We start from the raw sequence: 13,454 nt of genomic DNA, 5'->3' as shown, positions 1-13,454 counted from the left end.
AACCGGTGATATTTTTCGGATGGAAAGAGAGAGGGGAGGGAAAATCTGCTCTTTTTTCTCTGTTGTTTTTATTATGTGGTATTTACGGCGTTGCTCTTTTGCTGTCCGCAGTACCGCAGATGCGCTGGAACCGGCCGGCAGTTTTTCTGCTGGCGCCGCTGCCGGGCATTGTGCTCTGGTATCTGAATGAAAGACAGGGAAAATACCGGCGGCTTCTGCTGTTGGCCGGTCTTCTCGGTATTCCCGCCCTGGCGGAGCTGTATCTGTTCTTTCATTTTCAGATTGCGCGGGAAATTGCCGCGGCCATTCTTCAGCTGGCCGGTTTTGCGGAAGCCGGAGAAAGTGATGTGACAGCAGGAGTGCTGTTTCTTTTGTGGATCGTGGCCTATATTTTGTTTTTGTGGGAATTTATTTTTCATGCTCACTGGCTGATTTATCTTCTCATGAGCGCGCTTTTACTGGCGGCTCCCTTGTTTGGAATCGTGCCTGGAAACGGTGCGGTGCTCTGCATCGGAATCTTTCAGATCACTTTCTGGACGGTGCATACGCTCATAAAAAAGAGCAGCCGGAAGAGAAAGAGGGAGAGAAGAAACGTATTTTCCGCCATGAAGATCGGCGTTCTCATGATGGCCATGGCTGCCGTCATCTTTGGCGGCTCTCTTTTTGTGGTGGAACGAAATCCCCAGTGGTTTTACGAAACGGCCTATCAGGCAGAAGGAATGGTGCAGCAGACCGTCAAACGTGTCAGCGGCTGGAACAATCAGCCCGATGGAGGAAATATTAACCGGGGCAATCTTTATCCGGGAAATGTGGACCAGCTGGAAGTCAGGGTCAGCGATCTGCCGGCGGAGACCCTGTATCTTCAGGGATTTCATGGCGGAGACTATGGGAATGGGCAGTGGGAGCCTGCCATGGATGATGAAATTTTTTTACGGATGAATGAAAATACGCTGCACTGGCGGTACTGGGAGGACAGTATTGGCAGCATGTTTTCTAATTTATATTATCAGATGAATCAGAATACCGACCGTGGTTTCACACTGCGAGAGCATACGCTTGTCATCCGGAATATGGAAACAACTCGCGGACAATCGACAGAATATGCCCCTTATTATGGTATTCAGAGCCGCCGGGGACGTTTTGGATCTATGTTCCGGTATTACGAGCAGGGAGAAATGTCCATTGACTGGGACCACATGGATCCTTCCATGGAATCCGGCGCTTCCTGGTATCGTGATATTCAGGAGGCATATCAGAAGGAAGCACAGGAAACGTACACGAGAGTTCCCCGGGAAGAGATTCCGCGGCTGGTGAAACTCTGCGAAGCCAATCCCCAGAGTGATCTGGAACATATCACGGCGTTTATTATCGATACCCTTCAGCATATGGCGTCCTATTCCACGACGCCGGGCGTCACGCCGCTGCATGCAGATCCGGTGGAATACTTTCTTTTTGAGAACCAGGAAGGATATTGTCAGCATTTTGCGTCGGCTGCCGTGCTCATGTACCGGCTGTACGGGATCCCGGCCCGATATGTGACCGGATACGCGGTGGATCCCTCTGCCTTTATCGAGATAGCGGGCGGCTATATAGCTGAGGTGACCGATGTTTCTGCCCATGCCTGGCCGGAGATTTTTATCGAAGATCTGGGCTGGACGCCGGTGGAAGTGACGCCGTCCGGCAATAACTATGCCGGTTATGAAGCGGGGATGGATATCCCGGCACTGGAGGAGATAGCCGGGAAGCAGCAATGGAATCCCGACAGTCTGCTGGAAGATGTGCCGCAGCAAGAAGACAATACGGAAGAACCTGCGGAGACTGCCGTGGAACCAGCAGATCCTTCCCCATCGGCACCCAGTGGGGTGCAGGAAGTGTCGCCAGGAATCCTTCTGCTTTTGTTTGCGCTGCTTGCCGGAGCCTTCTATTATGTGTACCGGGAAATGCAGAAAGCGGCAGACCGGAGGATGAATGTACGGCAGGCTTTCGGCCGGATGCTGGAGGCGCTGCATTATGCCGGTGAGCTTCCGGAATATGACGGCAGTGAAGAGGGTTTTGCAAAAAGATTTTCGGATGTATTTCCGGAAGAATCTCCGGAAGATATCATAAGAGTGGTCGATGTGGTCCGCCGGGAAGCGTTTGGCAACAGGGAAGCGAGTCCGGACGATGAAGCCTTTGTGCGGGATTTCTGCCGGAAAGTAAGAGACAGCGTGTCCGCCCGTCAGTGGGGAATAAAAAAATTTTTGTATAAATATGTGAAATTTTTCTGTTGACGACGCAGGGAAACCGGTGAATATTAAAAAAAATAAAAGTCACCGGTTGACGGGACTAACTTTAGATGTTATAGTGTCACTAGAACAAATTGGGGCTGTTTACAATTGACTGACGTCAATGTATACAGCCCCCTTATTTACGCGAAGACATCAGGTAAAACGAGGAGCAGGTCTGTTCCGGCAGAATACCGGAGACGAAAACGTCTGCTCCGTAAAAAATACACAGGATATTGAGGTGAAACATGACAGCAGGAGAAAACAAACAAAATCATCCCCTTCTTGTTGGCATAGATATCGGGTCAACAACCACAAAGATTGCTGCCATTGATGCGGCAGAGAAAGAGATCATATATTCTGATTACCGGCGCCATAACGCCAAGCAGCTGGAGAGTGTCTATCAGGCATTGAAGCGGTTCAGAGAGGCTTTTGCGGATACACCGCTTCGGCTGATTCTGACCGGTTCCGGGGCAAAACCCATCGCGGAAGTGCTGCAGGTGCCTTTTATTCAGGAAGTGGTGGCCAATTCCATTGCGCTCAGGAAGAATTACCCTCATGTGCGCACGGCCATTGAGCTGGGCGGACAGGATGCGAAGATTATTTTCTTTCACCGGGATGAGACTGACGGTTCGCTGAATGTATCTGATATGCGGATGAACGGCAGCTGTGCCGGCGGAACCGGCGCTTTTATCGATGAGATTGCCTCCATACTGAAAGTTCCGGTGGAGGAGTTTAACGCGCTTGCGGAGCAGGGAAGCTGTGTCTATGATATATCCGGACGCTGCGGCGTGTATGCAAAGACTGACATTCAGCCGCTCCTGAATCAGGGAGTGGCCAAGTCGGATCTGGCGCTTTCCTCTTTCCATGCCATTGCCAAACAGACCATCGGCGGCCTTGCCCAGGGACTGGATATCGAGAAGCCCGTGGCATTTGAGGGAGGACCACTGACCTTTCATCCGATGCTGGTGAAGGTGTTTGCCGAGAGATTACAGCTTTCTGAGGAAGATATTATCCATCCGGAGCGCCCGGAAATCATCATTGCTTACGGTGCGGCGCTGTCGCTTGACAGCATGTTTGCTGATAACAAGCAGTGTTTTACAGCAGATGAGCTGATGCGGACGCTGGATGAACACCGGGGCGGGGATCTTCCGGGACAGGAAGCATCGGGAGTCCCGTTTTTTAATTCTCCGGAAGAACGCCGGCAATTTGAGGAACGTCATAAACTGCCGGAGACCAGACCGGCGCAGCTCCATCCGGGAGAAACCATACACGCTTATCTGGGCATTGATTCCGGAAGCACCACCACAAAGTTTGTGCTCATGGATGAAGAGGAGAATATTCTGGATTCTTTCTATGCCGCTAACGAGGGAGATCCGCTGCTGGTGGCTAAGAATGCGCTGATTGCCATGCGGGAACGCTACCGGAAGGCGGGGGTAAAGCTGGACATCATCGCTGCCGGCGCCACCGGATACGGAGAGTTTCTGTTTACCAAGGCCTTCAATCTGGAATGCCATGTGGTGGAGACTGTGGCCCACGCCCGGGCGGCGGAGAAGTATGTGTCAGATGCTTCCTTTATTCTGGATATCGGCGGACAGGATATGAAGGCCATCTGGCTGGATAACGGCATCATCACCAATATCGTGGTCAATGAGGCCTGTTCTTCCGGCTGCGGTTCTTTTCTGGAGAATTTTGCGTCTTCCCTGCATATCCCGGTAAAAGAGATTGCCGGTGCCGCCTTTTCCTCAAAGAATCCGGCGGTTCTCGGAAGCCGCTGTACAGTGTTTATGAACAGCAGCATTATCACAGAACAGAGAAACGGCAAGCAGCCGGCGGATATCATGGCCGGACTTTGCCGTTCCATCATAGAAAATGTATTTACAAAGGTGATCCGCATCGAAAACGTAAAGAGTCTCGGAGACAAGATCGTGGTGCAGGGCGGTACCTTCCTCAATGACGCTGTGCTTCGTGCCATGGAACAGTATATCGGCAGAGAAGTGGTCCGCGCGCCGTATCCGGGCATTATGGGCGCTATCGGAACCGCTCTTCTGACAAAGGAGAGATTCCGGGCGGGCAGCGGCCGGAGAACTTTTATGGGGCTTGGTCTGCTGGATGATTTTACATATACGCAGGAGTCCAATTCCCCGTGTCCGTTCTGCGGCAACCACTGTAAACGTACGATCATCTGTTTTTCTAACGGTAATTCGTGGATCACCAACAACCGCTGTGAGCGGGGAGAGATCCTCGGCGATCCGAAGGACGGAAATGTCCGCCGGATGCTGCAGGAAAAACAGAAAGAAAAGGAACGGGTGCCGAATCTGTTTGAGCTGAGAGAGAAGCTTCTGATGAAGGATTACCTGTATGAGGTGCTGGAAGAACCCAAAAATGTGACCATCGGTCTGCCGAAAGTACTGTTTTACTGGGAGACTATGCCTTTCTGGCGCACCTTCTGGCGGGCCCTTGGTTTCTCCATTAAGGTATCGCCGGACAGCACGAGAAAGATTTATGAGGACGGGCTTTCCGCGGTCACTTCGGATACGGTATGTTTCCCGGCAAAGCTGGTTCACGGACATATCCGGGCGCTGGCCAAAAGCGGGGTGGACCGGATTTTCATGCCGTCCATCACCACAGTCTCTTCCGAGAACACGGAGGAGACCAGCCAGTCCATGTGTGCCATCGTAAAAGGATATCCCATTGTCATCCGCAATTCGGACAATCCGGAAAAACGCTGGGGAATTCCTTTTGACGCACCGCTGTTTCATTGGTATACGCCGGCGGACCGTGACCGTCAGCTGACCCGTTACATGGAAGAGACCTTCCAGCTGGATGAAGAGGTCGTAAAACATGCCATCGCCCAGGCGGATGCCGCTCAGGAGGCGTTTAAGAACGAGCTGCAGCAGGCCGGAAAAAATGTCTGTGAGGAGCTTCGGCGAAAGGGTACTTACGCCGTTGTGCTTGCTTCCCGTCCGTATCAGAATGACGCCCTGGTCAATCATGATCTGCCGGAGATGTTCACCAGCCTCGGCATTCCGGTACTGACGGCGGATTCTCTGGAGGAGGCTTCCCAGGTGGATCTTTCCATGAGTCGTCTGGATGTGGTCAACAATTTCCATGCGAGGATGCTGTCCACAGCGGTTTTGGCGGCGCAGAATGATCATCTGGAATATGTGCAGATCGTAAGTTTCGGCTGTGGCCATGACGCTTATCTGTCCGATGAGATCATCCGCCTGATGAAAGAAATCTCCGGGAAGACGCCGCTGATCCTCAAATTGGACGAGAGTGATATTCAGGGACCGCTGCGTATCCGTGTCCGCTCCTTCGTGGAGACGGTATCCATGCGCCATGAGCGAAAAAAACATTTGGAAACACATCCGATGACAGATCCGTATCCGGTAAAGTTTACAAAAAAGAACCGGAAGGAGAAGATCGTGCTGGTGCCAAATACCTCACATGCATTCAGCCGTATCATGTCGGCAGCCCTGGTCGGTCAGGGGATCCGGGCGGTACCTCTCGCCATTGGAAGAGAGGACGCCATCCGTTTTGGAAAGATGTATGTGCATAACGACATCTGTTTCCCGGCACAGATCGTCATCGGGGAGGCGCTGTCGGCTTTAAAAAGCGGAAAGTACGATGACAAAGAAGTGGCCATCGGCATGGGAAAATACATCGGAGACTGCCGTCTGACCCATTACAGCGCTCTGCTTCGAAAAGCTCTTGATGATGCAGGTTTTGCCGACGTGCCGATCATCACCAATGATGATGTGGATTACCACAACATGCATCCGGGCTTTAAGATGAATCTTCTCTCCGCCATGCGGATTGCCTTCGCACTGCCGATGATTGATGTGCTGGAAGAGCTTTTGCGGAAGATCCGTCCTTACGAGCTGGTGAAGGGCAGCGCCAACGAAGCTTTCGAGAAAGCCATGGACGAGGTGGTTTACGGTCTCCAGAATCACGGGATCCGCGGTGCGAAAAAAGGCTTTAAAAAGGCTGTCGCCATCATGAAAGAGATACCGTACGACCGGTCGCATCCAAGAAAACAGGTGCTCATTGTGGGTGAATATTTGCTGAATTTCCATCCGGGGGCCAACCACGATATCGAAGATTATCTGGAACGGAACGGGTTTGAGATTATCGAGGCACGTATGACGGACGTTATCCGGAAGACATATTTCTATCAGGATGCCCAGGTACAGGAATATAAGCTGGATGTGCCGTTGGGCAAACGGGCGTGGCTGTATATCGCAGACCATGTATTTAATCTGGCCCATGATATGACTGACGCCATTGCGAAGGAGCATCCGCTGTATACGCCAGCCTGCCGGATGCAGGATATGGTGAAGGACAGCGACTCCATCATCCACCATACCTTTGATGCCGGGGAAGGCGTGCTCATTCCGGGCGAGATCATCCATCATGCCAAACATGGATGCCGTGCCTTTGTGATCCTGCAGCCGTTTGGCTGCCTGCCGAACCATGTGGTGGGACGGGGGATTTCAAAGAAATTAAAAGAAATGTATCCGGACGCCCAGATTCTCCCTCTGGACTATGATCCGGATGTGAGCTTTGCCAATATTGAGAACCGTCTGCAGATGCTCATTATGAACAGCAAGAACGCTGAGGAGCAGGCATGATATGAACAGTAAGAGCGGCGGCGAGCGGGCGTGAGAATAATAAAATAGAGAAAAACTGCCGCGCAGATGTTTTCTGCGCGGCGATTCTGTATAATATCAGTTTTTTATCTTCCATTTTAATAACAACGCTGAATTCACGATCACCAGTACGGAACCGGCGTTGTGGACCAGAGCTCCGACCACAGGGTTTAAAATACCCGTGATGGCAAGGATGATGGCAATAAAATTAAGGGACATGGAAAAAGTCAGGTTCAGTTTGATGGTGGTCATCATCTGTCTGGACAGGGCAAACAAATGCGGCAGTTCTTTTACTTCATCATCCACCAGGGCGATATCTGCGGCGTCCACGGCGATGTCGCTGCCGATACCGCCCATGGCGATGCCCACATCGGCTTTTTTCAGCGCCGGAGCGTCATTGATGCCGTCACCGATCATACAGACGGATTCCTGTTTTTGCTGATAGGAATCAATCCAGCGCAGTTTATCCTCCGGATGGCAGCCGGCATGCACTTCCCGGATATCAAGCTGACCGGCGATGGCTGCTGCCGCATTCTCATTGTCGCCGGTCAGAAGCACCGGCTGAACGTGGAGCTCGTGAAGATGGCGGAGCATCGGCGCCGTTTCCGGCCGAATGGTGTCGGAGAGAACCAGATAGCCGGCGAGGGAAGAATCGACGGCCATGTAGATGATGGTACATCCCTGGGACAGATATTGTTTTGTCTCTTTTTTTATGTCTTCCGGAATGGAAATCTGCCGCTGGGTCATCATGTTTGCGCTTCCGGCCAGTACGGATCTTTGCTGTACTTTGGCGCAGACGCCCTGACCAGGCACCATCTGAAAGTCGTCCGCAGTTTCCGGAACATGTCCTGTGTCGTTTTTGTAACAGCGGACGACCGCTTTTCCCAGCGGATGTTCCGACAGACTCTCCGCTGCGGCAGCCAGAGCGTAAAGAACAGTATCTGCGCCGCTTACGCTTTTCACAGCGATTACCTCCGGCGTCCCGAAGGTCAGAGTTCCGGTTTTATCAAAGGAAATTTTTGATACCTTTGCCAGTCGTTCCAGAGCGTCGCCCTCCCGCACCAGAAAACCATGTTTGGTGGCGTTGCCGATGGCCGCCATAATGGCGGTGGGAGTGGCAAGAACCAGAGCGCAGGGGCAGAAGACGACGAGAATGGTGACTGCCCGGATGATCTCGCCGGAAATCAGCCAGGTGAGTACGGAAGCGGTCAGCGCAATGACCACGATCCAGGTGGCCCACCGGTCGGCGAGACCGACAATCTTTGCCTTTCCGGCGTCGGCGGACTGGACCAGACGGATCATCCGCTGGATGGAGCTGTCCTCGCCCACTTTCACCGCCCGCATCAAAAAAGCGCCGAACTGATTTACCGTACCGCTGAATACTGCATCACCCTCAGATTTATCGACGGGAAGGGATTCGCCGGTCATGACTGCCTGATTGATGGAAGTCTGTCCGGACAGGATGACGCCGTCCACCGGGATAGTTTCCCCGGGAAGCACCCGGAGCATGTCGCCGATCTTTACTGCTTCCGCCGGGAGAATCTGCTCAGTTTCCCCGGTGACGACCCGGGCCGTCCTCGGAGTCAGGTGGACGAGCTTTTCGATTCCTGCCCTTGCCCTGGCTACTGTCAGTTCTTCCAGAAGTCCGCCCAGCTGCATGATAAAAGCAACCTCTCCGGCAGCAAAATCTTCCCCGATAAATACGGAGGCAAGCAGAGCCAGAGAGACAAGCACATCGGCTTTGATATCAAAAGCGGTGATCAGTCCGATGACAGCCTCCAGAATAATCGGGATGCCGCACAGGATGATGGCAATCCAAGCCGCGTCAAACGGAAGCGGAAACAGATGAAAAATGCTGACCAGCAGCGCCAGGCCGGAGAGGACGAGGAAGGCAATCTCTCTTTTGATACCGCCAAAGTCCAGCAGCTGTTCCAGTTTTTCGATCAATTTCATAAATATACAGCCTTCTTTCCTGTTAAAAATATGCATTTTTATGTAGAATCAACAAACGATTATACCTATAGGGGTATAGGTATAATATACCCTATGGGGTATATGCTGTCAATGCTCCTGTTGATGATTTTTTGCAATAAAACTCTGTTTAATTGTGAAGAAATATACATAATTGGCAAAGATACAGTAAAGAAAACTGAAAACTATATTGAAGGAATAAACATGGTGTGTTATGATAAACATGAAAACTTTAGAAATCTTGATATATGTGGATAAATCACTGTAATCAGAGGGTATTTTCGAAGTTTTTTAGCAGTTTTATATAATTGTCCTTATTTTTCACATAATTAAATGTTAAATTAATATTAATTAATTGTTGCTTTTGTGTGAATCAAAACACAATTCAACAGTTGTTTTCAAGAAACACAGCCATAAAGGCGACACAACACATGGACAACACATAAAAATGAAACGGAGGAAGAAAGATTATGACTAAGTTTAAGAAATTATCAATCGCAAAGAGACTTTTTGCCATGGCTCTGGCCGCAACGATGGCATTCTCCTTCTCAACGGTGCAGCTGTTTGCAGCGGGGGAAGAGGGAACAGATGTGCCATCCGAAATAACGACAACTGCCACCACTGAAGAAACCGCTACTACTACTACCGCCACTACGGAGGACACTTCTGCCACCACAACCACAACAGAAGCTGCCACGACAACTACTCCGGCTGCAGAGCCGAAGCCGGTCGGAACTCTGATCACCCAGGGAAGTTACGAATATAAGGTAACCAGTACCAACACGGTATCTCTTATGGGATTTGCCGGAAATGCTGAGGAGACATATGTAAAAGTAAAGAACCGCATTACATATGACGGAGTAACCTATGATGTAACACGGATTGACACAAAAGCATTCATGAAAGAAAGTTCTATCACAAAGGTTCTTATTCGCAAGAACGTGACAGATATCGGAAGAAGAGCATTCTTCCAGTGTACGAATCTGAAAACAGTAAATATCAAGACCGGTGCGAAAGTGATCCGTAAATGTGCGTTCAAGGGATGTAAAGCGCTCAGAGTTGTCAATATCAAATCTGGTGTGTTAGAAGATGTCAAATCCAACGCGTTTAAAAATACCAACACAAATCTCGTGATCAATGTTGCGACAAAGAACATCAAGAAGATGATGAAGGCTACCGTTCCTTCCTATGTCATCGTGAACAAGGCATTTGATGCTCCTAGTACAAGCACAAGCACCACGAACTAAAGGTGAGTCGCAGTAATTGTGAAGATGCATGAAGATTGTATCAGCGACCGTTTCTGCCCGGCATTTTGCCGGGCAGTTTTTTGTTTCATAGGAAATTGTATTCCTATGAAATAAAAAACGCTCCGCGAGGATCGCACTGCGGCGGATAGGAAGATGCCGCTTTCGCGACCCGCCGCAGGCGGAGAATCCTGCTTTGCAGGATTCTTTCTTACCGGAAAATATATGAGAAGATACTTCAATACTTTTATCTTTGATCGTAAAGGAGAGAACACATGAAAAAACAGAAGAAAAAGATGACGGCAGTCTTGATGACAGCCTGCCTGCTGACATTGACGGCCTGCTCAGGATTGACGGGCAGTGAGCTGCCGGACAGCGGAAGGACGGTGGAATATTCCAGTGTTCTGGATGTGCCGGAGTACGAAGGCGAGCCTTATGTGGAGATTAATGGCAACACGCCGGATTTTACGGAGGCAGAATTGACCACAGAAGCCTATGAAACATACAGCGAGCTGGATTCTCTGGGCAGATGCGGGGAAGCGGAAGCCTGCATCGGCGAGGAGCTGATGCCCACAGAGGAGAGGGAGAGTATCAGTGAAGTCAAACCCACCGGATGGAAGAATGAGAAATACGAGAATGTGGACGGCGGATATCTTTATAACCGCTGTCATCTGATCGGTTATCAGCTTTCCGGAGAGAACGCCAATGAGGAGAATCTGATCACCGGCACCCGGCATATGAATGTGGAAGGAATGCTGCCTTTTGAAGATATGGTAGCGGATTATGTCCATGAGACAGACAATCATGTAATGTACCGGGTAACGCCGGTTTTTGAGGGGGATGACCTGGTGGCTTCCGGCGTGCAGATGGAAGCGGAGTCCGTGGAAGATGAAGGCGAGGGTATCAGTTTTAATGTCTATGTCTATAATGTGCAGCCGGATATCACCATTGACTATGCCACCGGAGATAACTGGGAATCTTCCGGAGACAACACCGGCGCCAAAGATGAAGAGATAACATACATTTTAAATACCAGCACCCATAAATTCCACCTGCCGGACTGTGCGGGAGCTGCGGATATCAAGGAGAAAAACCGCCAGGAATATACAGGTACGAGAGACGAATTGATCAGCGATGGATATGAACCTTGCGGAAGATGTCATCCGTAAAAAGATTCTTTTACAAAAAATATTGACAAATCGTAAGATTTGTCTGATAGTATAAGATAGACAACCGTTTTAGGCTGATAGAACAGACTAAACAGGATGGACATTTTATAAAGTAAGGTGAAAAGTATTGACAATAAAGAAGAAAACATGGTTGAAGATTGCGATAGTAGTGTTGATTCTTGTGATACTTGTTGTGTTTTTCCGGGACAGTTTCCTGGAAGGGTTTCAGGAAATCGCAAAAGTTCCCGGAAAGACGGTCGTACTGCTCTTGTGCCTGTCCATGGGATATTTCCTCGCTGAGGGAGGCGTAATCACCGTCATGGCGCAGTCATGCGAGGGCAGAGTCTCTTTTCGGAGCGGATTTGCCTGTGCGCTGTACTGCAGCTTTTTTCGTCTGGTGACCTTCGGAAGCGGTTCCGGCGTTGCGGAGGTATATTATCTGAACAAAAAGGGCATGAAGGCGGCGGAAGCCACAGGGATGAGTCTGGTGCAGTATCTGATTCAGAAGATCACCATCTGTGTCATGGGCGCCGTCAGCTTTTTTGTATGTTTCCGGTATGTGGAACAGTATATCGGAGAATATCAGAGATACATTGCTCTGGCGGTTCTGATTACGATGGCGATCGGAGCGGGCATTCTTCTCATAACCGTTTTTGAAAAGGGAAAGAATCTGCTGTTTTTCTATCTCAAAAAGGCGACGGAGAGGAAAGCAAACTGGAACCAGAGGGTGAAAAAGGTCGAGGAACAGGCGGATATCCTGCAGGATGGGGCAAAGAAGCTCTACCATAAGAAACACTGCCTGTTTCTGGCGTTTTTTCTGAATCTCGCCAAATATTTTTTCTGGTTCCTGACGCCGTATGTGCTGTACGGGGATGAGGAACGTCTGACACTTCTTGTTTCTCTGGTGCTGATGGCTCTGGCGACAATGGCAGCCGGTGTGATTCCGACGCCGAGCGGTTACGGATCTCTGGACGCCATGCTTATTCTCCTGTTTCATCCGTTACTGGGAGATGCAAAAGTAGTGTCGCTGGTAATCCTTTACCGGGTTGTGGTGTCTCTGTTCCCGTTCCTGGTGGGAATGGTGGTAGCGGCCTGGTCCCTTCGAAAAGAGAAAAAAATGGAAGGATGATGATCTTGCTGTTTCGGCAGATGCGATATTTTACAGCTGTGGTGGACTGCAACAGTTTCACGGAAGCAGCGGAACAATGTTATATTTCCCAGTCGGCTATCTCTCAGCAGATCCGGGCTCTGGAAAATGAACTGGGCGTGGAACTGATTCACAGAGAGAACCGCAAGTTTTCTCTCACTGCCGCCGGAGAGTATTTTTACAATCAGAGCAAAGGAATTCTGGAGGAAGTGGAGACCATTCGGAAAGAAACCATCCGCCTGGGCCAGGATCAGGAGCTGCAGCTGCGCATCGGGTATCTGCGGTGTTACAGCGGTCAGGAACTTTATCAGGCGGTGGCGGAGTTTTCCCGGCTGTATCCGGAAGTCTCCATCAGCATTGTCAACGGAACCCATGAGGAGCTGTACGATCTGCTCCGGTTTGGCGGCGCGGATCTGATCCTCAATGACCAGCGCAGAGCATTTTCTGATCAATATGTCAATTATCAGCTGCTTCAGTGCCGTTGTTTTGCGGAAGTCTCTGTCCGCAGTTCTTTAAGCGGCCGGACGGCTGTGGAACTTGATGAACTCAAAAGAATGACCTGTATCCTGATCTCTTTCAGAGAACAGCAGAATACAGAAGAGAATTATTTTAAAAATACGCTGGGTTTTGGCGGTAAATTTCTGTTTGCGGAGAATCTGGAAGAAGGCAGGCTGATGGTGACGGGAAACCGGGGATTTCTTCCTGTTGAGAGCGTGGGAACACTTCCTCCGGCCGGCCCCGCCATCCGCCGTTTGTCCATTGTTCAGAACGGGGAACCGTTGAGACGTAATTACTGTATGTTCTGGCTTAAGGAACGAAGTAATTATTATATAGAAGAATTTGCCGGAATTCTCCGGAAACTGATTCAGCAGAATGAGAAAAAAGAGCAGTGATTTTTTCTTTCAGGTTATGGCGGAATATCCATTGACAAACCATGGCAGAAGTGATACGATGCAACAAGTTTTTCAAGAACTAACCAAATAAATAATCCACTTAACCACACAATA

7 protein-coding genes are annotated in these 13,454 nt (G+C 50.1%); 6 read left to right on the top strand and 1 reads right to left on the bottom strand.

What is annotated here, in order from left to right; translation table 11 throughout:
- The first annotated feature begins 5 nt into the window (after positions 1 to 5).
- Both B5E53_RS08145 and B5E53_RS08140 read left to right on the top strand, forming a co-directional pair.
- Positions 6 to 2,270 carry a transglutaminase domain-containing protein gene (locus B5E53_RS08145; protein WP_140401464.1) on the top strand — a complete coding sequence of 755 codons (2,265 nt, stop codon included), beginning with the start codon at positions 6 to 8 and terminating at the stop codon, positions 2,268 to 2,270.
- 242 nt (positions 2,271 to 2,512) lie between these two features.
- On the top strand, positions 2,513 to 6,898 hold the full coding sequence (locus tag B5E53_RS08140; RefSeq protein WP_087313948.1) for an acyl-CoA dehydratase activase: 4,386 nt from the start codon (positions 2,513 to 2,515) through the stop codon (positions 6,896 to 6,898).
- A 96-nt stretch (positions 6,899 to 6,994) separates the two neighbouring features.
- Here the strand turns inward: B5E53_RS08140 and B5E53_RS08135 are convergent, their stop codons facing one another.
- A complete protein-coding gene (locus tag B5E53_RS08135) occupies positions 6,995 to 8,869 on the bottom strand; it encodes a cation-translocating P-type ATPase (protein ID WP_087313946.1) in 1,875 nt (624 codons plus the stop codon).
- A gap of 488 nt (positions 8,870 to 9,357) precedes the next feature.
- On the opposite strand from B5E53_RS08135, the gene B5E53_RS08130 reads away from it, so the two are divergent.
- The 4 genes from B5E53_RS08130 (at position 9,358) to B5E53_RS08115 (ending at position 13,340) form a co-directional block, all read left to right on the top strand.
- Positions 9,358 to 10,134: a leucine-rich repeat domain-containing protein gene (locus tag B5E53_RS08130; RefSeq protein ID WP_087313944.1), complete on the top strand. Its 777-nt coding sequence runs from the start codon at positions 9,358 to 9,360 to the stop codon at positions 10,132 to 10,134.
- Between the two features lie 272 nt (positions 10,135 to 10,406).
- Positions 10,407 to 11,300, top strand: coding sequence for a DNA/RNA non-specific endonuclease (locus B5E53_RS08125; protein WP_087313942.1), 894 nt, complete (start codon positions 10,407 to 10,409; stop codon positions 11,298 to 11,300).
- 151 nt (positions 11,301 to 11,451) lie between these two features.
- The gene (locus B5E53_RS08120) at positions 11,452 to 12,429 is read left to right on the top strand and encodes a lysylphosphatidylglycerol synthase transmembrane domain-containing protein (RefSeq protein WP_162611853.1); all 978 of its coding nucleotides are present in this window, start codon (positions 11,452 to 11,454) and stop codon (positions 12,427 to 12,429) included.
- Positions 12,430 to 12,449: 20 nt separating this feature from the next.
- Entirely contained in the window at positions 12,450 to 13,340 is an 891-nt protein-coding gene (locus B5E53_RS08115) for a LysR family transcriptional regulator (RefSeq protein WP_242963582.1), read from the top strand.
- Positions 13,341 to 13,454: the final 114 nt, after the last annotated feature.

It is taken from the genome of Eubacterium sp. An11, from assembly GCF_002161065.1.
Lineage (GTDB): Bacteria > Bacillota > Clostridia > Lachnospirales > Lachnospiraceae > Anaerobutyricum > Anaerobutyricum faecale.
This window is presented reverse-complemented; position numbering and strand designations above follow the sequence as displayed.